Source organism: Paenibacillus sp. FSL R7-0345 (assembly GCF_038595055.1).
In the GTDB taxonomy this organism is placed as follows: Bacteria; Bacillota; Bacilli; order Paenibacillales; family Paenibacillaceae; genus Paenibacillus_AQ.
In genome coordinates this window covers 4,851,289-4,872,064 of record NZ_CP152002.1, presented here as the reverse complement: position 1 = coordinate 4,872,064, position 20,776 = coordinate 4,851,289, and the positions used below count along the sequence as shown (strand labels likewise).

The following is a 20,776-nucleotide window of genomic DNA, read 5'->3' as shown; positions in this document are numbered from 1 at the left end:
TAGCTGCACTTTATACACTTCAAAAGCCGCTTTTTTCTGCTGAAACGGGATTAACTGCACTTATATGGTGCAGACCCGGATTTTAGCTGGTTTTAGTTGCATGGAATACAGTTAACCAGTATTAGCACTTGAACACTTGGGCGTTTGGAGCATTACAATGGCGGTATATCGCGTAGGGGGCTCCGTGAGTACTAAATGATTTTGAATCATGCATCAGTCGAATTCTCCGCATATTCCTCCTTCCCCTCTATCCAACTATGTGTTATTATTTACCATATAACCGACAGACAGTCGGTCTGTAAGCGTTGAGTGTTCGAATCTAACTATCCCACCACCCCATAAGGAGCCAACCATGAGAATCGTAAAAGAAGCGGAAGCGCGCAGAAATGAAATCCTCGATGCCGCCGATGAGCTGTTCGGGCAGAAGGGGTTCGACGGAACGAGCACCAACGATATCCTGAGTAAGGTCGGGATTGCCCGGGGCACGCTGTATCATCACTTTAAGTCGAAGGAAGATATTATGGATGCGCTGATTGAGCGCTACAGCAGCAAGATGCTGGGGGCGGCGCAGGCCATTGCCCTGGACACCGCCATTCCCGTGGTCGAACGGATACTCCGTACCGTTATGGCTATGAACATCAGCAGCGGTAACGGCGGGGAGAGCAGCAAGGAGATTATGGAGCACATCCACCGGCCGCAAAACGCGCTGATGCATCAGAAGATTCAGAAGATCATTGTTAACGGCGTGCCGCCGATCCTGACACCCATTGTCCGTGAAGGCATCCAGCAGGGGATTTTTAACACACCGTACCCGTATGAGAGCATGGAGATGATCATCATTTATGCGAACACCATTTTTGATGAGGAGATGGTTGAGATGACCGAAGAGGTTCGCATGTCGCGCATCCTGGCCTTTATTGCCAATGTGGAGCGGCTGCTCGGGGCTGAGGAAGGGAGTCTGATAAGTGTAATGCAGGCGTTCGGCGGTAACGGGGGAGATGAGCGGGGCAATGAGTAATCCGCAAAAAGCCTTCGGCAAATTTATGCTGCTGTGGTCGGGACAGCTGATTTCGGCGGTTGGCAGCGGTCTTACCGCGTTCGGGCTCGGGGTATACCTGTATCAGCAGACCGGGCAGGCATCTGCGATGGCCATGGTTACTCTGCTTGCCTTTATGCCCTCGCTCTTGTTAAGTCCTGTTGCCGGCGTGCTCGCGGACCGTTATGACCGGAGACTGCTAATGATGCTGGGCGACAGCCTGTCCGCAACCGGGCTCATCTACATTCTAATCTGTCTGCTTAGCGGTGAAGCGCAGCTCTGGCAGATCTGTCTGGGAGTTACCGTTAGCTCGGTATTTTCCTCACTGCTTGATCCGGCGTACAAAGCAACAGTGACGGATCTGCTGACGGAGGAGCAGTACACCCGGGCGAGCGGTTTCGTCCAGGTGGCCGGCTCGGCCAAATACCTTATCTCCCCGGCGCTTGCCGGTTATCTGCTCCTGGTGTCGGATGTGAAGCTGCTGCTGGTCATCGACATCTGCACTTTTTTTGTCACCGTTGCTTCAACGCTTGCTGTCCGCAGGGGGCTTCCTTCCAAACTGTCAGAGCAGAGAGGGTCTTTTACGCGTGAGCTAAAAGAAGGCTGGAGCGCGGTTTCCGCAAGCAGAGGCGTGCTCATGCTGGTCATGATGACCTCTGTCATGACCTTTTGTCTCGGCTTTATTGAGACGCTGTCGATGCCGATGATTCTGGCTTTTGCCGATAGTGCTGCACTTGGAACGCTTGAAACTGTCATAGCTCTGGGGATGCTGGCATCCAGTATAATCATTGGCTTGCTCCCGCTCAAAAAGAACTTTGTCAAAATCCTGGCGGTGTCCCTGTTCTGCGGAGGACTATGTATGGGGGTATTCGGGCTCCGTGAAAATGTGCTTTTGCTTGGCGTGTCCGGGTTTCTCTTTTTTGCTGCTCTGCCGTTTGCCAATACCAGCCTGGATTACCTGCTGCGGACGAACATCAGCAATGCCGTGCAGGGCCGGGCCTGGTCACTGATCGGGTTAGTATCACAATTGGGCTTTATTGCCGCTTATATGCTGTCAGGCGTGCTCGCCGACCGTGTGTTCACTCCGCTTTTGACAGACGGCGGGCTGCTTGCGGGCAGTGTGGGCCGGATTACCGGTACAGGCAGCGGCCGGGGAATCGGGCTTCTGATTATCATCGCAGGGCTGCTGTTAAGTGCGGCTGCGATTATTTTGTATAACCTGAAATCCATTAAAAAGCTGGAAACCGGAGGTGACCTATGTTCTACAGGATAATCCGGGGCGACATGCGCGCCGGCAAACTAATCACACTGACCACTCTATTGTTCGTCACCGCCGCTGCCATGCTTGTCTCCCTGTCGGCCGTTCTGACCGTCAATCTAACAGGAGCCATTGATACGCTGATGACGCAGGCGAAAACGCCGCATTTCATGCAGATGCATTCAGGAGAGCTGGACCGGGACCGGTTTACAGCTTTTGCCGGGCAGAACAGCAAGGTTGAAGCTTATCAGATACTTGAGTTTGTGAATGTGGAAAATGCCCGGATCATCATCGGCGGCAAGTCGCTCGCGGACAATGTCCAGGACAACGGGTTCAGCACACAGAGCAGCAAATTTGATTACCTGCTGGGCCTGGATGGGAAGGTGATCACACCTGCTGACGGGGAGCTGTATGTGCCAATCGCCTATATGAAGGACGGAACCGCGAAGGCCGGAGATACCGCTATAATTGCCGGAAAAGAACTGACCGTGGCCGGGTTTCTCCGCGATTCCCAAATGAATTCCCTGCTGGCCTCCTCCAAAAGGTTTCTGGTCAGCGAACATGACTACACCGCTATCCAACCCTCTGGCAGCACCGAGTATCTGATTGAATTCAGGCTAAAGGATTTATCCATGCTTGGTGACTTTAAAAATGATTACACCTCGGCAGGACTTGAAGCGGGCGGCCCCACGATTACCTACCCTCTGTTCAAAATGCTCAACGCCATGTCCGATGGACTGATGATTGCCATTATCCTGCTGGTGAGCGTGCTTGTGGTTGCCATCGCTTTTATGTGCATCCGGTTTACCTTGCTGGCCACCATCGAACGGGATACCCGCGAAATCGGCGTCATGAAGGCTATTGGACTTCGCATATCGGACATCAAGAAGCTGTATCTCGCCAAATATGCGGGTATTGCTGCCCTCGGCTGTGTTCTGGGATACGCCCTTTCACTGGTGTTCAGGGGCATGCTGCTGGACAATATCCGGCTGTACATGGGCGGAAACGAAAAAGCGTCGTTGACCCTGCTGCTTGGACTGGCAGGAGTCGTGCTTGTGTTCCTTGCCGTTACTGGTTATGTGAACGGGGTGCTGGGACGTTTCCGCAGAATTTCTGCGGCAGAAGCGGTACGGTTCGGCACTGTGCAGGACAAATCGGGGGGAGCAAAGCAGCTGCGGCTGAGTGCGAACCGGCTGCTGAACACGAATGTTTTTCTCGGAGTCAAAGATGTGCTCGCCAGAAAAAGCCTGTACGCGACCATGCTTGCAGTAATCATCATTGCGTCATTCGTCATCACCGTACCCCGGAACCTTTACAACACGATTTCTGCCAAAAGCTTCATCACCTACATGGGCGTAGGCAACAGTGATCTGCGCCTCGATATCCAGCAGACGGACAATATCGCCGCCAAAGCTGCAGAGGTGGCCGCGGTTATGGAGAAGGACCCTTCTATCTCTCAATACGCCGTGCTTGCTTCGGAGAGCTTTACTGCTTTGAGGGAGGACGGCACGGAGGAAAGGCTCAAGATTGAGCTTGGCGACCACTCCATTTTCCCGGTCAAATATGCCAAGGGCAGAGCGCCTGCGGCTGACCGTGAAATCGCCCTGTCCGTGATGAACGCCGATGAGCTCGGCAAACAGCCCGGTGATGTCATTACGCTGAAGACCGGCGGTCAGACGCTGGAGCTGACGGTATGCGGTACCTACTCGGACGTTACCAACGGCGGGAAGACGGCCAAGGCCGCTTTTGCCAGCCAGTCTGCAGACGTAATGTGGTCCGTTATTTATGCGGAGCTTGAGGATAAGACACTTGTCGCCAGCAAAGCGGGGGAGTATGGGGACCGGTTCTCTTTTGCCAAAGTATCCGGTGTTGATGAGTATGTTACGAAGACCTTCGGCTCGACCATAAGCTCTGTCGGTACAGCCTCCCGCATTGCCATTGTAATGATGCTGGTGATCAGCGTACTGGTTACGGTGCTGTTTATCCGCCTGCTGGTAGCCAAAGACCGGTATCTCATCGCCGTCATGAAGTCGCTAGGGTTTACTGATGCAGACCTAAAAGTGCAGTACTTTGCGCGTGCGGCAGCAGTGCTAGTAATTGGAATTGTACTCGGGACAGCACTGGCCAACACACTCGGCGAGGGGCTGTCGGGTGCGCTTATTCGCTCGTTCGGCGCAGCCTCGTTCAAGTTCGTGGTCGATCCGTTTGCGGCATACCTGCTCAGTCCGCTGCTGCTGGCCGGCGTGGTGCTTATCGCCACTATAATCGGCACAGCGGGTACGGGGAAGATCATCATATCCGGCTATATTAAGGAGTAGATCCGAAACATGAAGAAGATTATAGCAGCTGACCAGATCGAAAAAGTCTACGGTCAGGGCGAAGAACGCCGCAAGGTGCTTGACGGAGTGTCTGTGAGCATTAACGAGGGAGAGTTCGTGTCGGTGATGGGGCCATCGGGCTCGGGTAAATCGACGCTGCTGTTTGCGGTGAGCGGAATGGACACGGTGGACGGCGGGCGGGTGTTTTTTGACGGCAGGGAGCTTGGAGCCCTTCAAGAGAATGAGCTGGCCGACCTGCGCCGGAGACGGATGGGCTTTGTATTCCAGCAGCCGACGCTGCTGAAGAATATGAATCTGCTGGATAATATCATCCTTCCGGCGATGCGTGATCATAGAAAGAGCGTGAAGAGGATAACGGAGCGGGCGAGAGCCCTCATGAAAAAGACCGGCATTGAAGGCCTCGAAAAGCGGGACATCACCCAGGTATCCGGCGGCCAGCTGCAGCGGGCTGGCATTTGCCGGGCACTGCTGGGCAGTCCGCAGATCCTGTTTGGCGACGAGCCGACCGGAGCGCTGAATCAGGAGGCAGCCGAGGGCATCATGAGCCTGTTTGCTGAGATCAATGAGGCCGGGACTGCGGTAATGCTGGTCACCCATGACGCCAGAATTGCCGCCAGGACGGAGCGCATTCTGTTCATGTGCGACGGACAGATCGTAAGCGAAATGCGGCTGCCGAAGTTCAGGGAAACAGAGCTTGAGGAGCGGATGGAGCGGGTTGTGCTGCGGATGCGGGAGCTGGGGATATAGACAAATGGAAGGACCCTTCATTCTGAAAAAGATTGATGGGTCTTTGGTTTTTATGTGATATATTGGATTTGTTCTAATAGAATCTACCTTTGCGGAATGGGGCTGTTATATGCCGTTATTTTATGGAAATGGAGAATGCAGCCTGATTGAAGCTTTGAAAGCATACATACCGGAGGTTGAGGAGCTGCTGAATCCGGGAGTGGAGGAAGCGGAAATCATGGAGGCCGAGAAAGAAATCGGGTTTCCGTTTCCGGATGATTTTAGAAAACTGTATATGAAGCATAACGGCGAGGGAGATCAGGTTATGGGCGTCATGACCGGATTTACCTGGATGGATCTGCAATCTATAACGGGATACTGGAGAGGACGCCAGAATTCAAGTCTGAATATGATTTCAGGCAAACCGGATGTTGTGAAGGAAGGAGGATATAGAAAGGGGCCATGGAGAACGAGCCAAACAGCCTGATCCCGGTTAGCGGATACTGGGCGGAGCATTTTGCAGATAAGCTTGAAGATGGCTGTATTTCTGCAGAAACGTTGAGCAAACAGAAGAGCGTAATGATCCTTCCTTATCTTGCGGAAAGATACGAGTCAGTGTCACTGGAGTTTTTGACTCTTATGCCTAACCTTAAGAAACTTATTACGCATGCCGATAACATTGCAAATTACGAAGTACTCAAGAAGCTGACAGGTCTGACTCAGCTGGCAATCAGCGGATCCTCTTTTACAGAGTCAGATCTGGAGTACTTAGCTTGTCTGGAGGATTTAAGAAAACTGACTCTGGTAAGATTAACATTAAAGAATGTACATAAACTGAAGAGCATCCCAAAATTAAAATCCCTTGCATTAATTTTGATAGAATCATTTGACAGTAAAACAATAGGAGAGCTAGTAAACTTGACGGAATTATGCCTTGAAGACTTCGCGGCTGGCGATTTAAGCTACATTTCAAACCTTACGAAATTGAAAAAGCTGGAGCTCAAAAAGGTGACGATCCCCCATTTTGGATTTATGAAAGATTTAAAGAATCTGAAGACTTTCAGAGCAGACACCCGGGCGGAAGATGAATCGGAGATGACTGTTCTGGAGGAATTGAGCAAGCTTGAGGAGTTTACCTATCCGGTTGGCGATTTATCCATTCTTCAAAATTGCTTGGGTCTGCGGGAAATCGGTGTAGATGCATCGAGATATAGCGGGCTCCCGGAACGTTTCAGGAGTAATATCAGCGGGTTCACGATATTTGAGGCAACCTCGATAGAACAAATAGATACAATAGGTGATGATTTCAGCAAATATTTTAATCTTAACTCTTATTAAGGCTAGTTTACGTGGAAGGAATGAAGGGCATCAGAGCGTTAATAATAGCTGCGTTGTTGCTGATTACCTGCTCTTGCAGCAGCAATAGCATTCAAACACCTGAAAAAGTCAATAATAGTACGCCAGCTGAAAGCGAAGCAGCTCTACCGGCGGACAATGGAGACAGTGAAAAATATACACTGCCGGAGTATTATGATTATTTTGGCGGTGAACTCCCTGAGGACATTGTGAAGCCTATAGAGTATACGGTAAAGCAGCCGATCAGTGCGGATAAGCCAGCGTTTTCTTTTCAAATTCAGGGACGAACGGTCCAAAGCTATGGCTTAACGGCTGATGAAACAAAATATTATTTAAAGGACGGATACAACAAGGTTCAATCCATAATTGTTAATAACAGTGCGTTAGCATACCATCAGGAATTGGAGTTTCAGGAAACAGAAATCCCCGACATAACGCAGACTAACTATGGTTTTGCGCTGGATGACTGGAATTTCGACGGATATTTGGATATTAGCCTGTGGAAGGAAACAGGGGGGACTTCGCTGAATGCTCCGCATTATTACTGGTTTTGGGATAATGAACAGGGTAGGTTTGTCAGCAATCCGGTGCTGGAGGAGTTAAGCGAGTTTAGCTTTGTAGAGTCTGATCCTCAGGCACAGGAGCTCATTTCCAGCAACAGAAGTCCCAATGGATATAATGAAGAGTATTTTGCGTGGGAGGATGGACAGATTACCCTGATAAGATCAGTAAAAACAACCTATAGTGAACCTGACGATAGTACGGGAGAAAGCAAAGCGCATATTACTGTTGCGGAACGGATTGACGGGAAAATGCAGGTTACTGAAGAGTATTATGCGGACTGAAAAGGGGAGGCATTCTTGTGATCGAGCTAATCCAGTATGTTATAGAGGATATGAACAAGCAGCTTGAGCGGATTGAGAAGAGCCTGAAACTGTTAAACGATGAGCTGGTGTGGACCAAAACGAAGGACTCCATGAACAGTATCGGCAACCTCTGTCTGCATCTGGCAGGCAATGAATATCAGAACTTTGTCAGCGCCATCGGGTATTGTCTGCTGTCTCAATGGACGATTTGTCCCGCGAGGTGATTATCCGCTATGAACAGGAAGATTGGAACCGGATGTACCGCAGTGCTGCCGGAGCCGGCGAAACTTATGATACAAGAACCATTGGCCGTCTGCTTGTCCAGGTATCTGCTCACTATGGTTATCACGCCGGACAGATTGTGCTGCTTGCCAAAATGCTGCAGGACACCGATGAGCATGTCTCGGGCCAATACCATTAGGGAGGGAACGTTGTGATCAGACTGGAGCCGTTCGAACGCAGTGATTTTAAGCAATTGATTGCCTGGATTGATTCGCCGGAGTTTATGGTGCAGTGGGGAGGGAAAACGTTCAGCTACCCTTTAACGGATCAGCAATTAGAGCATTATATCAACAGTGATACACTAAGCTACCGGGTGGTGTATGAGCAGAATAACGAGGTTATCGGACATATCAGTTTAACACTGGACCCGTCAAATGAATCAGGAAGAATAGGGAAGGTAATCGTAGGAAACAAACATTTACAGGGGCTTGGCATTGGACAGCAGATGATCCGGCAGGTTCTGGATATCGCATTCGGGCAGCTGAAAGTACACAGAGTCAGCCTTGGTGTATTTGATTTTAACCATGCGGCCATTGCCTGCTACGAGAAGGCGGGATTTGTAAAAGAAGGCATGTTCCGGGAAGCACGCAAAGTCGGCAACGCATTCTGGAATCTGTGGGAGATGGGGATTCTGGAGCAAGAATGGCTGAGCAAGAAGATAAACAATTAAATGAGTGAATGCTGTCTCTTGAAGCTGAATAAGCCTTCTATCCTGCCTGTCCGGCAGTGATAGAGGGCCTTTTGTCATTACAGCAAGATTTGAAAAGTGGAGCTTCAGCACCTGTGTTATTTTGGATTTAGCAAAGCAACGATTACAGCAGGCAGGAGGGGTCAGGACACCGAATCAATCGGCAATTTTTTGACAGGTGCATAGATGTGGTAGGCGGATTGGAGATTGTGGACATCATCAAACGCCTGGATGAGCTCGATATGGGAGTCTTCGGTTTCCTGCCTGGAGATCTTGAGAAATCTGGCATAATCCGTTTTGAGGACGTCGCCAATATCCAGAAGATCACCGGAATACTTGAATCTGGCACAGAAGAGCTGTGGTACATCAATGGTGAAATAAAAAGGCCCCTCAAGCTGGAGGTCAGCCGGAATGCCGAACAGCACCTTGAAACGGGTGGAGTCAGGCTGACAGTTGGAATAGATAACATAGCAAGGGCCTTTTACCGTGGTATCAATAGCCTGCAGCAGCTGTGCCGAGTGCGAGCGGATCTGTGTTTTGTAATCTTCAGCAAGATCCACTTCAAAGGCAATCCCCGTTACCCGGATGGATTCGAGCTCGGTCAGGGTGAAGTCGGTTACGACATCGCCGTTGATGTTTTTTAGGGGTCTTTTAACTACTTGAGGAATTGGAATTAGAGAAATGTTTGTGTCTTGTGCTTTAAGAGCACTGGGAGTGATCCCGAATTGTCTTTTAAAAGCGCGGGTGAAGGAGGACTGGGCTCCGAAATTGAGCTGGTAGGCAATATCGGTCAGTGAACATCTGCCGGACTGGATGAGTTCTACGGAAGCGTTCAGTCTGCGGGAAAGTATGTAGTTGTTTAGAGAAGAGCCTGTGACGGCCGAAAAAAGCCGGTGAAAATAGTATTTTGACATGTTGAAGCGATCCGCTACCGACTCTACTGACAAAGGCTGGTCTAAATTGTCCTCAATATGGACTAATGCACGCTCGATGACTTCATAATGGTCCATAGTAACCCCCGCTTATGTTTTGAAATGAAAACCGCAATAAATTAAAAGTACACTTACAGGAGGCAGCGCATATGACACAGGACAGAAGAAATGGAATCATTATCGGGATTTTTTATATCGTAGCAGCGGTTACTTCAATCATCGCCGTAATCTCATATGAGCCGGTATTGTCGGAACAATGGTATATGGCTGTAGCAGACGGATTCAAAACAAAGGTTTTGCTCGGAGTCATCAACGATCTTCTGCTTGTGCTGACCGCAGTGGGTACAGCAGTGATGCTGTTCCCGTATCTCCGCCGCTGGAATGAACATCTGGCACTGGCCTATTTATGCTTCCGGTTTATGGAGGCTGTGCTGATTGCGATAGGTGTGGTTAGTATACTTGGTTTATTGCAGCTTAGTGTCCATTATGAGGCCGGCAGCCTGAAAAGTGTAGACAATCTTGGCAACCTCGGCTATATGCTGCAGGCGTTTCACCGCTGGACCTCAATGCTGGGTCCCAATTTCATGCTAGGTGTGAATACGGTAATTTACAGCTATCTGCTGTTCAGAACGGGACTCGTCCCGAGACCCTTGGCGCTGTTCGGTATGGTTACTGCCGTACTGGTATTCATTGCCGGGCAGCTGGAAATGTTCGGATGGGTAGAGCCTATGTCTGCGGTAAAAGGATTGATTGCCCTGCCTGTAGGCGTGTATGAAATGAGTCTGGCAGTATGGCTAATAGTGAAGGGGTTCGACCGCGGGAAGCTTGAACAGCTAAAGCAGAGGTGAGTGGTACGCGCTTTTGTTGAGATAGATGATTATAACCAAACTCTCCCTTGATGCCATAACTCTCCCGTATGTAAAATAATGGATGGTAAGTTGGCTAGAGCTACCGCCATGCATGTGTACAAGGAGAGGTGTGTATGAAATATAACTGGATCAACACGGAGATGTTTGTCCTTCAGGTGATGGAAACCTCTGTGGTGTACGCTTACCCGGATATCATGAACCGGCACCGGACGGCTTGCTTTTGCTGAGCTGGCAGAACTGACCAGAGTGGTCAAACATGGCGGTGTAAACATCGACTGTACCGGAGACGACTTCCTTAAGAGAAAACCCGATGAAGAGCTGTTGCAGCGGCGCTAATGACACTAACCTGTCCTGGCGGCCGCTGTTTAATTTTACCTATGTATAACAATGTGAATGCTGCGTAAGCAGACTTTGGTTAGTGTATTAATATAACAAGCGATACCCATATCCTGTAAATGAAATGGAGACCTGAAGATGAACAATGAACGGAACAACGGCGGACCGGAAGGAAATATTCATGCTGTGTCTGCGATGTCGATGAAAGCTGCCGAAGGACTTACGATCCAGGACCTGATTGGATTGCTTCAATCTGCCCGTAATTCGGCGGACGGCAGGGTTCTTGGGGAGGAGCATCTGGATGAACAGAGGCTTTTTGAGGCAATTAAAAATGCTGTCCTGAATGCGGAGCATTTATATATCGCGTATGATGTCCACACGAATTATCCCTTTATTGGGGTGAATGATCAGGTATGGGTATTCTCGCAGGAAAGGTTCGCAGCGAATGCAGCCGACTATTATCTGCAGCAGATGATCCAGCTGGAAATGAAACAGATTGGCAGAGAGGACATCCGCAGGCTGCTGTCAGAGCTTCATTTGCTAGGTATCCGTAACCTTCTCGTCGATAACGGACAGCGTACGGTTGTGGTTGCCAGGGACGAGCTTTTGCCGCCGCCGGATTGGAGCGGAACGCCGGAGATCCAGATTCCTGTAAGCAATCCGGGACTGCAGCATGCGATGCTGAGCTTCTTCCAGGCCATATACTCCCGGCAGCAATATGCAGGCAAAAGCCAGATTCTGCGGGCAGCGGAAGCCCGGATGCTGGATGAGCTCGTTCAGGCAAAGTTTCTGGTACCGATGCAGATTAAAGAGGAGCAGCCGTCAGCCCCGGATGAGCTGGGTAAGAAGACATTAGAGCAGGGAACGGTTATTCAGTTTGCTTCTCTCGGTGTTGAGGACGGTGAGCCATGGCTGCCGGTATTCACAGATTGGCCCGAATTTGAAAAAGGCTACGATAAAACCGTCTGGGGTGGCAATGTCGCTACGTATGAGGATATTGTGGCGCTGTCTGCGAGCATGGGCGGTGCCGTGATCAACTTCCGGGGCATCGGCTTCCGGCTGGATGAGAAGAACAAGCGGATGGTTGCGGAGTATGTGCGGGAGCGGGATGCTTAGTTTGAGCGCAGAGAGGAACAGGCTGATGAAGAATCACTTGAAAGATAGGAATAATAAGAAGCCCAGGGTGGAGTGGTTACAGATATTCGAAAAATTGCAGTGGAGAAAACCCCTTTTAAGAAAGATCATGTGGGAGGCATTTACTTTATAATCGAATATGAATATAACGGTGATTCTAAAACAGCATATTACCGCAGACACAATGCCTTGAATATAGAAGATGTTCCCTCTAAGGGAGCTCCGGAGAAGTGGATTTTTGAATGAGGGGCTTGCTGAACAAACTAAGTGGATAAACGACACCTAATTCTGAGGCTAACCGCCTTTTTGAAAATCTAGTTGGAAAAAGGTAACTTAATTTTACTATTTTCGTGCTTGGAGGGGGTTTGGAGCTATATTAGGTGGCGATTTTCCACTTAGTTATTAGAATATTAGAAAAAGAGCGGAATTAAGTGACGAAAATCCAACTAAATGCGGAGGGGGAACCTTGTCGCAGCAAAAATCCCCAAAAAAGACGCCCCGATCCTTCCGACCTCACTGTTTAGCTAACCCAGGTACCTTTATCGTACACAGCAAATAAGCGGCAGCCCCGGACCCAAAATCCCGGACTGCCGCTCTTAATTTTCCCTAATCTATCCCCGCCACACCTAACCCACCCCATGCGGCTGATGCTCCTTCTTATACTCATTAGGCGACAAGCCGACCTCCTGCTTAAACAGCTTGGAGAAGTAGGAGTAGTTCGAGTAGCCGGTTTTGCTGGCGATGGTGTAGACGGACAGGCTGGTCGTTTCCAGCAGATGTCTGGCAGCCGCGATGCGCACCTGAATGACGTAGCTGCCGAGGGAGATGCCGGTTTCGCGCTTGAACAGCCGGGCCAGATAGTCCGGATTGAGGTAGACGATTTCCGCCAGATCGTTGCGGGTCAGGTCGTCCCCGTAGTGCTCGTGGATGTACTGCTTGATCTCCTCGGCAATGGATTTGGGCTGGTCGGCGAAGTCGCGGTATTCCATGGCGGTGTTGACCAGGTACTTCAGGTATTCCTCCATATCCTCAATGGAGTGCAGGGAGTGGAGCAGCAGCTTGTCATTGGTTTTGCCGGCGTACAGCTTGTGGGCTTGTATGCCTTTTTGCTTGAGAAAAGAGTACACCAGCTGCACCATGTCCAGCCGGAACAGGCCGAGCACCGAAGTGTCCAGCGACTTGTAGCTTAGCATGGAGCGCAGATAGCAGATCGCCTCCTCCAGGAAAACAGCCAGCTTGTTCTGGTTCAGCAGCTCTTCAAGCTGGGCCAGATCCGGCGGAGTATAGGAGGACTCCGGCTGGCACAGATCGTTCTCTACAAGGTATGTCTGGTTGCGGCATCTCGTCAGCTCCCCGTCTAAGCTCTGCAGCTGCTTCAGGCTGCTGCCGACCTGCTGCAGCTCCCCCGTCAGGCCGATCGTGCAGCAGGCATCGCATTTCAGATAAGGCACCGCCTTTTGGATAAAGGAAGCTCCGGTTGTCTGCAGCAAGGCATTGTCCAGCGGCGGCTCGTTCCATTTGAGAATGGCGATCCAGTTGTACTCTTTTACCTCCAGAATGCTTTGAACCGTGTAGCCGGGATGCTGCAGCAGCTCATACAGCACGTTCAGCAGCGCGAAGTCGAACAGATCCTTCTCTTCCTTGCCCATGCTGCCGTTATGGGGGAAGACGTTGAACAAGACAGGCTGAATGAGATCGCCCATCTGATAGGACAGATTCTGCTCCCCGATGGCGCGGGTGATTTCCGCCTGCTTCACTGGTGAGGTGGTGCTGCTGCTGACCAGCTTCCGCCAGAAATGCTCGAGGTTTTTGGACTGGTTTTTCTCCCAGAAGTAACCCCCGATAATCGCCTCCTCATTGCTTTGCTGCTCCTTGGCGCGGGCAACGGCTTTCTGGATGATCAGCATCAGCTTGTCGAACTCAATCGGCTTGAGGAAATATTCAAAGCTCTGCAGCTCGATCGCCTTCTGGGCATAGTTGAAATCGGCATAATTGGTCAGAAGAATTGCCTGTATGCTGAGATTCTGCTCCCTGATCCAGGCCAGCAGCTCCAGGCCGCTGCCCTGCGGCATTTCAATGTCGGAGATCAGAATTTGCACAGGATGCTTTTCCAGAATCTCGCGTGCCTGGGCCACATTGTTTGCGGTATATACGGTTTCGATGCCCAGCTGGGTCCAGCCGATTTTTTTCTGCAGGGCGGCAATTACGTAATAATCGTCATCTACCAGCAAAATATTCATAGATCTAACTTCCTTTCTGCTGCAGGCTCCGGAAGATCGGGCAGGTGTAACGTGATGCATGCGCCGCTGCCGGGGATATTGGTGAAAGTAACATCGGCCAGATTGTAATAGAGATACTCCAGCCGTTTCAGTGTGTTCATAATGCCGATATGCGTACCCTTGGTCTGATCCAGCGGCAGTCCGCCCTGCAGCTTCTCCAGCACCTCCGGCGGAAATCCCGGCCCGTTGTCCGACAGCTCAATCCGCGTACCGGCAATTCCTTCCTCCAGCTGGCTGCGCTGCACAGTGAGCGTGATTTGCATTTCATTTTCCCGGGAGATGGCGTATTTCACTGAATTCTCAATGAAAGTCTGCAGGACAAGCGGCGGAATCTTTACAGTCCTGGCCTCCTCCGGCAGCTCCACCTGATAGCTGAAGGCATCCCGGTAGCGCTGCTTCTGTATCTCCAGATACATCTGCACATGCTCGATCTCGCTCGCCAGCGGCACGAAGTTCTCCCCGTTCTGGAACAGGTAACGGAAATACTTCGAGGTGGTCATCGCCATATCCTCAATTTCCTGATACATTTGAATTTGAGCCATGCTGTAAATGCTGGTCAGGCAGTTCAGGAAAAAATGCGGTTTGATCTGCTGCTTCATATAATCCAGCTGAATCTGCTGCTTCTCCAGCTCCTGCTCGTACATGGCGATTTTGAACGTTTTGATCTGCTGGACGAGATCCTTGAACTGGGAGTTGGCCTGCTCGAGCTCGATGATTTTGCTGCCCTTGTAGTCTGCCGGCTGGCTTTCTTCATTAATTCGGGCCAGATTCTCAGAGAAGCTCTGGATCGGTCCAAGCACCCTCCGGTTGAAAAAGATCATAATGATCGACAGCGACGAGATCACCATGAAGAACAGCAGAACGATCAGGAGCTGGGCGATCATGATTTTTTCAAAAGCCCCGAACTTGATCACCATGTTCGCACTGAACGTTGTATTCAGAAACTCGCTGCTGATCGTGGTGCGCGGCTGCTGGAGCAGGGAGAAGCGGCCCTCACCCCGAACCGCCCTGCCGCTGTTGGATACGGGACTGGAGAGCACGGTGCCCTGGTCATCCACGAGCGAAGCATAGCCGCTCTCCCCCAGATTAATCTCGCGCAGCGGGCGGATCAGGTTGTCGGCAGAGATCAGTCCGATCAGATAGCGGTTGTAGTACGGGACGATGTTAATGACGTAGTATTTGCCGTTTACAAGAATAGGCGTCCATTTGGAATAGAATTTTTCGTACACCTCCTTGTCATCAATAATAGAGATGATCTGCCGCTTCAGCTCCAGATAGTCCGGATAGTTCACGCTGATCGGCGCACAGTTCAGGAAGTAGGACTGATTTTTTAAATAGTAGAAAAAATGATATTCCTGTCCGTAGTTCTTCTGCAGCTCGGTAAATTTTTTGTGCAGATTCTCGTTGGACTTGAGGAATTCAATGCTGTTGATGCGGTAGGCGTTCATCGTGTTCAGCGTCTCGTCATTGGCCAGTGTCCAGCCCATATAGTGGTTCATGTAGCCAAAATCATGATTGATCCGGTTAATGTACAGGGCCGCCGTATCCTTGAGATAGCGGGTCGACTGCTGCCTGACGATAATAATGGATGTAAAGCTGATGATGAGATCCGCGATGAGGACAATGACGGCAATCAGGATCATAACCCTTACATAGTGGCGGATGGGAAGCGGCTTGGGTGCTGCTGTTTTTTTGGTCATGGCTGGGTACGTACCGGTCCCTTTCTGCGCGATTTCAACAATGAATGCGTTTTATTTAGGTAACATCAACATTATAAAACCTTTGCCCGAAAAAAACATAAGTACAGAGAGACGTTTTGCCGCAAAGTCCGGAAAGCGCTATCAAAGGTCTGGAAAGTGTTATGAAAAAGGGGCCAGGCGGGAAGATCCGTGTACGGAAAACAGGCAGATGTGCGCCAGAGGTCCGAATAACGGCCGCAAAGCGTCCGGAATGCAAAGCGGCGAGCCGTTATGATTAGACATGTAAAGCGAAAGCACATATAAGAAACGGGGGAGTAATACATGGTTAAACGGAGTAAGAACAGGACAGCCAAAAAGCTGACAACCGGCCTGCTGGCAGCCGTAATGGTTGCCGGACTCGCGGGCTGCGGCGGCGGTAACGGGGAGAACAATGCTGTTAACAGTGATACAAGCAGCTTCAATAAGGAAGGGTTGCCGATTGTAAGTGAGCCGGTAACACTGAAGGTGCTGACTGTGCGCTGGGGCAGCATGGGCGACACGTTCACGCAAAACCAGTGGCTGAAGGATCTGGAAACGAATACGAATGTAAAAATCGACTGGCAGGTCATGTCCTCCAACGACTGGGGCGAGCAAAAATCGATCATGCTGGCCAGCGGCACGCTGCCGGATGTGGTGATCGGGGATCAGACCTTCTCTGATTCCGATATCGTGAACAACCTGAGCTATTTCCGTCCGCTGGATGACTATATCGACCAGTATATGCCTAACCTCAAGGCTGCTATGGAAGAGACGCCGGATATGAAAAAGATCAGCACATTCCCGGACGGTAAAATCTACTCGTTGCCGGCCAGACTGCCATCGCGTCCAAAAAGCTCACGCCAGCCGGTTATCAACAAAACATGGCTCGACAAGCTCGGCCTGAAGGTTCCTGAGACCATCGACGAGCTGTACAACGTAATGAAGGCGTTCAAGGAGCAGGACCCGAACGGCAACGGCAAGGCGGATGAGATTCCGTATATTGAAGTGAGCAATGACCTGATCAGTCCGTTCGGCATCGCCGACCTCAACAACAACAACATGCTGGTGAAGGACGGTAAAGCGGTATACTATCCGACCTCGGAGGAATATAAGGAAGGCCTGAAATGGGAAAATAAGCTGTACACCGAAGGCCTGCTCGACAAAGAGCTGTTTACCCAGGACGACACGATGAGATCCGCCAAGTTCCAGAACCCTGATGCTCCGGTAGTGGGCTTCTCCTACCAGTGGACACCGGATGCGGTATTCGGCAAATGGGGCGAGCAGTACGTAACGATTCCGCCAATCGCCGGACCGGACGGCAAGCGCTACACGATCGGCAATCCGAACGGGATGAACCTGGCCCGCAACGAGTTCCTGATCACCTCCTCCTGCAAAACGCCGGAAATCGCCGCACGCTGGGCGGACCAGTTCTACACCGATGAAGCGAGCATCCAGAACTTCTGGGGCGCAATCGGTACGGTTATCCAGAAGAACGATGACGGCACCTATACGCTGATGGACCCTCCTGCCGGAACCAGCGCCGATGCCTGGTACTGGGAGCAGTCGCTGCGTGACTTCGGTCCGAAATATGTCAGCCCGGATTTTGAGAAAAAGATCGTGCTGAGCACAGAATCCGGTGACGGCCTGAAGCTGCAGCTTGATAAGCTGGGCAGCGAGTATGTGACTGAGCCGTTCCCTAACGTAATGTACACCGCCGAGGAGTTCGAGGAGCTGCCGACGCTTACCACCGACATTGATTCCTATGTGAACACGATGCGCGCCCAATTCATCAGCAAGGGCAATATTGATGAGGGCTGGGATGCCTATGTGAAGCAGCTGAACGACATGGGGCTCGACAAGCTGCTCAAGATCCGTACCGAAGCCTACAGCCGTTATACCAGTGTAAAATAATCCGCTTGTCATCCGCCCCGCGCAATCCGTTGCGCGGGGCGGGATTGTCTGTGGGAGTTGGCCGGTCGGCAACCCTCATCAGAGCAGGCTAGCAGATTGAAAACAGGGAAGAGTGACACAGCAGGAGTGCTATTAAAGGCATGAAAGTGGAGAGAGTGGTGTTGGAGAGGAGGCTGATTGCAGTGTCTATGACCGTTACGATGAAAAAGGTGGCCCGCCGGTCGGGCGTCTCCGTGTCCACCGTCTCCAGGGTATTGTCAGGTCATGCCAACGTACGCGAGGAGACCTCCCGTAAAGTCCGGCAGACGATGGAGGAGCTGGGCTATACGCCGAATATTATCGCGCAAAATCTGGTGTCGCGGACTACCCATTGCATCTGTGTCCTGCTGCCGGACATGGCAGAGATATGGCCGGCCAACCTCTACTTTATGGAGGTGATCCGGGGGATTGTGCTCGGTGCCGGCAAGCTGGGCTACGACATCCAGCTCGCCTCCGGCGATGGGGAACAGGGGGAGCTGGAGTCCGTCTCCCGGCTGCTGAAGGGCGGCCGGGCCGATGGGGCCATCCTGCTCTCCGCCCGCCGGAGCAGCTCGGTTGTGGGCTTCCTGCGGCAGGAGGGCTATCCGTTCGTGCTGGTGGAGGATGGGCCGGCGGCGGGCAGCGGAGGTGAGATGGCGGCGGATCAGTATGAAACGGATGACGGGAGCGCCAGTCAGACGAAGGTGGGCCGGGAAAGCGCAGGTGGTGAGAGTAACAGCCTGGCTGGGGATGGCGGGAGTGTGAGTAATGATCTGGTGATATCTGGAGAATACGAGGCAGATGGCGGGAGAACGAGTCTGGTGGAGGTTGGCTGGGAAGAAGTAGATAGTGGGAGTAGTAGTCTAGTGATAACTGCTGAGCATAAGGCAGATGGCGGAAGTACGGGACCGGCGGAGGTTGGCCGGGAAGAAGTGGATAGTGGGAATAGTAGTCTGGTGATAACAGGTGAGCATAAGGCAGATAACGGGGGTACGGGACTGGCGGAGGTTGGCCGGGAGCGTACTAGTGAGGGTGCCAGTGCAATGCCGGCAGCGGTAGTACCTTTTCCCGGTATGCCGGACGAGAGTGTTGCGCAGATGGGGGCGATGGCTTCGGAGCTGCTGATCGGGAGCATCCAGCGGCGGATTCAGCAGCCTGCCCCGGGAGGGGACGCAGGCTGTGTGGCCCAGTTTGTTCTACGCCGGCCGGTTCTGAGCGGATAGTTACTCTGAAAGGAGGGGGCGGTGGATTTTAGTTGGATTTTCGACACTTAAATGTATCGATGTTCACTTTTGAAAGCAACTAAGTGGAAATATGCTACTTGTTTCGGTGATTTATCCCGCGGGTAGGCGAATTCGGCATATTTAAGTGCCATTTTTCCAACTAGATTACTAATATCGTTGTTTGATGAAGAATTAGGTGACGAAAATCCACTTAGTTCAATTTACCCGGCCAAAGATTGGTTACTCAACACACGGTTACGCAACAACCTCCCATATAGCATCAAGCTCTCACATTGCACCTAACTCCCACATAGCACCACGATGTCTAACAAGTTAACTAAGCCGCTCAACTCAACAGCCAGCCTTAAATACAATTTATCTATAGGAGTAGGAGTGTAACAGAAATGGCAAAGCATACTTCAAAATCGCTGCGCAGCAGTGTTGTGTACTCGGTGTACGTCCGCAATCACAGTGAGGAAGGGACCTTCCGCGCGGTGGAGCGCGATCTCGGGCGCATCCGCAGCCTTGGCGTAGACATTATCTGGCTGCTGCCGGTCCATCCAATCGGTACGGCCGAGCGCAAAGGCGGCTTAGGCAGCCCGTACGCCAACCAGGACTACCGGGAGATCAACCCGGAGCTGGGTACGCTGGAGGATTTCATGTCACTGGTCGGCGCGATCCATGAGCACGGGATGAAATGCATCATCGACGTGGTGTACAACCATACCTCGCCGGATTCGGTGCTGGTGAAGGAGCATCCCGAATTTTTCTATAGAACGCCGGAAGGGAAGCTCGGCAATAAAGCCGGAGATTGGGCGGATATTGTGGACCTCGACTATAACTGCCCGAAGCTGTGGGACTACCAGATTGAGACGCTGAAGAGGTGGGCAGGCATCGTCGACGGCTTCCGCTGCGATGTTGCCCCGCTGCTGCCGCTGGCGTTCTGGGAGCGGGCCGTGAACGAAGTCCGCGAGGTCAATCCCGGCTGCCTGTGGCTCGCTGAATCCATCGAGCCGGATTTCATTATGCTCCTGCGTTCGCTCGGCCTGACCGGGCTCAGCGATGCGGAAACGCTGCAGGCATTTGATGCCTGCTATGACTACGATGTCTATCCGTATTACAGCGGTTATCTGGCCGGAGAGATTACGCTTGCGAGCTACGTAGAGAACATGAACGCCCAGGAGTACCTGTATACGGATAACTACGTTAAGCTGCGGTTTCTGGAAAATCACGACCGGCCTCGGGCTAAAGCGCTCATTCCGGATGAGCAGAGCCTGATCAACTGGACGGCCTTCCTGTATTTCCAGAAAGGCATGACGCTGATCTACGGCGGTCAGGAAACAGCAAACACCGTTTGCCCCGACCTGTTCGACAAGGATACGGTCCGCTGGGATACCGGAACGGACCTGTCCTGGCTGTTCGCTGCGCTTTATTCTATTAAACAGAAGGAGATCATGTCAGAGGGCATCTGCCATTTGCATGCAGTAGAGGAAGAGGACATCGTAACAGGAACATACACTTGGGGCAGCCGGAAGCTGGCCGGCGTATTCAGCCTGAAGGGCAGGGAAGCCGAAGCAGACACCGGCCTGCCGGATGGAAGCTACCAGAGCCTGATCGACGGCAGCGAGGTCACGGTCTATGGCGGCGGCAAGCTATTCTGTGCCGGCCGGCCCGTCATTATAGAGCAGGTGTAAACCCGCGAAACATAATATGTTTGGAGATACCGCCGGATAGCAGACACTGCCCGGCGGTTTTTTTTGCATCCGTCAGCAGTCCAATACTGTCCTGCTGCCCGCCAAGCCGAA

19 protein-coding genes are annotated in these 20,776 nt (G+C 51.6%); 16 read left to right on the top strand and 3 right to left on the bottom strand.

Annotation, left to right across the window (positions count from 1 at the left end; translation table 11 throughout):
* Positions 1-352 precede the first annotated feature (352 nt).
* The 10 genes from NST84_RS21155 (at position 353) to NST84_RS21110 (ending at position 8,533) form a co-directional block, all read left to right on the top strand.
* On the top strand, positions 353-1,018 hold the full coding sequence (locus NST84_RS21155) for a TetR/AcrR family transcriptional regulator (RefSeq protein ID WP_342562121.1): 666 nt from the start codon (positions 353-355) through the stop codon (positions 1,016-1,018).
* Entirely contained in the window at positions 1,011-2,309 is a 1,299-nt protein-coding gene (locus NST84_RS21150) for an MFS transporter (protein WP_342562120.1), read from the top strand. Before NST84_RS21155 ends, NST84_RS21150 begins: the two co-directional genes overlap by 8 nt.
* On the top strand, positions 2,294-4,612 hold the full coding sequence (locus NST84_RS21145; protein ID WP_342562119.1) for an FtsX-like permease family protein: 2,319 nt from the start codon (positions 2,294-2,296) through the stop codon (positions 4,610-4,612). Before NST84_RS21150 ends, NST84_RS21145 begins: the two co-directional genes overlap by 16 nt.
* Positions 4,613-4,621: 9 nt before the next feature.
* On the top strand, positions 4,622-5,380 hold the full coding sequence (locus NST84_RS21140) for an ABC transporter ATP-binding protein (RefSeq protein ID WP_342562118.1): 759 nt from the start codon (positions 4,622-4,624) through the stop codon (positions 5,378-5,380).
* A gap of 154 nt (positions 5,381-5,534) precedes the next feature.
* Positions 5,535-5,846, top strand: coding sequence for an SMI1/KNR4 family protein (locus NST84_RS21135; RefSeq protein WP_342562117.1), 312 nt, complete (start codon positions 5,535-5,537; stop codon positions 5,844-5,846).
* The gene (locus tag NST84_RS21130) at positions 5,822-6,697 is read left to right on the top strand and encodes a hypothetical protein (RefSeq protein ID WP_342562116.1); all 876 of its coding nucleotides are present in this window, start codon (positions 5,822-5,824) and stop codon (positions 6,695-6,697) included. The genes NST84_RS21135 and NST84_RS21130 overlap by 25 nt, the downstream gene beginning before the upstream one ends.
* Positions 6,698-6,717: 20 nt before the next feature.
* Positions 6,718-7,560 (top strand): hypothetical protein, encoded by an 843-nt coding sequence (locus tag NST84_RS21125; protein WP_342562115.1) that lies wholly within the window; start codon positions 6,718-6,720, stop codon positions 7,558-7,560.
* A gap of 17 nt (positions 7,561-7,577) precedes the next feature.
* Positions 7,578-7,805 (top strand): hypothetical protein, encoded by a 228-nt coding sequence (locus NST84_RS21120; RefSeq protein ID WP_342562114.1) that lies wholly within the window; start codon positions 7,578-7,580, stop codon positions 7,803-7,805.
* Positions 7,781-8,002 carry a hypothetical protein gene (locus NST84_RS21115; RefSeq protein ID WP_342562113.1) on the top strand — a complete coding sequence of 74 codons (222 nt, stop codon included), beginning with the start codon at positions 7,781-7,783 and terminating at the stop codon, positions 8,000-8,002. The genes NST84_RS21120 and NST84_RS21115 overlap by 25 nt, the downstream gene beginning before the upstream one ends.
* A 12-nt stretch (positions 8,003-8,014) precedes the next feature.
* On the top strand, positions 8,015-8,533 hold the full coding sequence (locus tag NST84_RS21110; protein WP_342562112.1) for a GNAT family protein: 519 nt from the start codon (positions 8,015-8,017) through the stop codon (positions 8,531-8,533).
* 161 nt (positions 8,534-8,694) lie between these two features.
* Here the strand turns inward: NST84_RS21110 and NST84_RS21105 are convergent, their stop codons facing one another.
* Entirely contained in the window at positions 8,695-9,561 is an 867-nt protein-coding gene (locus NST84_RS21105) for an AraC family transcriptional regulator (protein WP_342562111.1), read from the bottom strand.
* Positions 9,562-9,632: 71 nt separating this feature from the next.
* Between NST84_RS21105 and NST84_RS21100 the strand changes: the two genes are divergently transcribed.
* From NST84_RS21100 to NST84_RS21090, 3 genes are all read left to right on the top strand, one after another.
* Entirely contained in the window at positions 9,633-10,331 is a 699-nt protein-coding gene (locus NST84_RS21100; RefSeq protein WP_342562110.1) for a DUF4386 domain-containing protein, read from the top strand.
* Positions 10,332-10,826: 495 nt separating this feature from the next.
* Positions 10,827-11,804, top strand: coding sequence for an SseB family protein (locus NST84_RS21095; RefSeq protein ID WP_342562109.1), 978 nt, complete (start codon positions 10,827-10,829; stop codon positions 11,802-11,804).
* Between the two features lie 72 nt (positions 11,805-11,876).
* Positions 11,877-12,068 (top strand): hypothetical protein, encoded by a 192-nt coding sequence (locus NST84_RS21090; protein ID WP_342562108.1) that lies wholly within the window; start codon positions 11,877-11,879, stop codon positions 12,066-12,068.
* 380 nt (positions 12,069-12,448) lie between these two features.
* On the opposite strand, the gene NST84_RS21085 is transcribed toward NST84_RS21090, so the two are convergent.
* The gene (locus NST84_RS21085) at positions 12,449-14,062 is read right to left on the bottom strand and encodes a helix-turn-helix domain-containing protein (RefSeq protein ID WP_342562107.1); all 1,614 of its coding nucleotides are present in this window, start codon (positions 14,060-14,062) and stop codon (positions 12,449-12,451) included.
* On the bottom strand, positions 14,059-15,801 hold the full coding sequence (locus NST84_RS21080; RefSeq protein WP_342562106.1) for a histidine kinase: 1,743 nt from the start codon (positions 15,799-15,801) through the stop codon (positions 14,059-14,061). The genes NST84_RS21085 and NST84_RS21080 overlap by 4 nt, the downstream gene beginning before the upstream one ends.
* Positions 15,802-16,122: 321 nt before the next feature.
* Between NST84_RS21080 and NST84_RS21075 the strand changes: the two genes are divergently transcribed.
* The 3 genes from NST84_RS21075 to NST84_RS21065 all read left to right on the top strand — a co-directional run bounded on the left by NST84_RS21075 (position 16,123) and on the right by NST84_RS21065 (position 20,665).
* Positions 16,123-17,730: an extracellular solute-binding protein gene (locus NST84_RS21075; RefSeq protein ID WP_342562105.1), complete on the top strand. Its 1,608-nt coding sequence runs from the start codon at positions 16,123-16,125 to the stop codon at positions 17,728-17,730.
* Between the two features lie 188 nt (positions 17,731-17,918).
* On the top strand, positions 17,919-18,971 hold the full coding sequence (locus tag NST84_RS21070; RefSeq protein WP_342566483.1) for a LacI family DNA-binding transcriptional regulator: 1,053 nt from the start codon (positions 17,919-17,921) through the stop codon (positions 18,969-18,971).
* Between the two features lie 404 nt (positions 18,972-19,375).
* On the top strand, positions 19,376-20,665 hold the full coding sequence (locus NST84_RS21065) for an alpha-amylase family glycosyl hydrolase (RefSeq protein WP_342562104.1): 1,290 nt from the start codon (positions 19,376-19,378) through the stop codon (positions 20,663-20,665).
* Positions 20,666-20,776: the final 111 nt, after the last annotated feature.

Excerpts from the sequence above, each read along its gene's own strand:
- NST84_RS21155 (WP_342562121.1), top strand. The coding sequence starts at position 353 with ATGAGAATCGTAAAAGAAGCGGAAGCGCGCAGAAATGAAATCCTCGAT.
- NST84_RS21150 (WP_342562120.1), top strand. The coding sequence starts at position 1,011 with ATGAGTAATCCGCAAAAAGCCTTCGGCAAATTTATGCTGCTGTGGTCG.
- NST84_RS21145 (WP_342562119.1), top strand. The coding sequence starts at position 2,294 with ATGTTCTACAGGATAATCCGGGGCGACATGCGCGCCGGCAAACTAATC.
- NST84_RS21140 (WP_342562118.1), top strand. The coding sequence starts at position 4,622 with ATGAAGAAGATTATAGCAGCTGACCAGATCGAAAAAGTCTACGGTCAG.
- NST84_RS21130 (WP_342562116.1), top strand. The coding sequence starts at position 5,822 with ATGGAGAACGAGCCAAACAGCCTGATCCCGGTTAGCGGATACTGGGCG.
- NST84_RS21125 (WP_342562115.1), top strand. The coding sequence starts at position 6,718 with ATGAAGGGCATCAGAGCGTTAATAATAGCTGCGTTGTTGCTGATTACC.
- NST84_RS21115 (WP_342562113.1), top strand. The coding sequence starts at position 7,781 with ATGGACGATTTGTCCCGCGAGGTGATTATCCGCTATGAACAGGAAGAT.
- NST84_RS21105 (WP_342562111.1), bottom strand. The coding sequence starts at position 9,561 with ATGGACCATTATGAAGTCATCGAGCGTGCATTAGTCCATATTGAGGAC.
- NST84_RS21100 (WP_342562110.1), top strand. The coding sequence starts at position 9,633 with ATGACACAGGACAGAAGAAATGGAATCATTATCGGGATTTTTTATATC.
- NST84_RS21095 (WP_342562109.1), top strand. The coding sequence starts at position 10,827 with ATGAACAATGAACGGAACAACGGCGGACCGGAAGGAAATATTCATGCT.
- NST84_RS21085 (WP_342562107.1), bottom strand. The coding sequence starts at position 14,062 with ATGAATATTTTGCTGGTAGATGACGATTATTACGTAATTGCCGCCCTG.
- NST84_RS21080 (WP_342562106.1), bottom strand. The coding sequence starts at position 15,801 with ATGACCAAAAAAACAGCAGCACCCAAGCCGCTTCCCATCCGCCACTAT.
- NST84_RS21075 (WP_342562105.1), top strand. The coding sequence starts at position 16,123 with ATGGTTAAACGGAGTAAGAACAGGACAGCCAAAAAGCTGACAACCGGC.
- NST84_RS21070 (WP_342566483.1), top strand. The coding sequence starts at position 17,919 with ATGACCGTTACGATGAAAAAGGTGGCCCGCCGGTCGGGCGTCTCCGTG.
- NST84_RS21065 (WP_342562104.1), top strand. The coding sequence starts at position 19,376 with ATGGCAAAGCATACTTCAAAATCGCTGCGCAGCAGTGTTGTGTACTCG.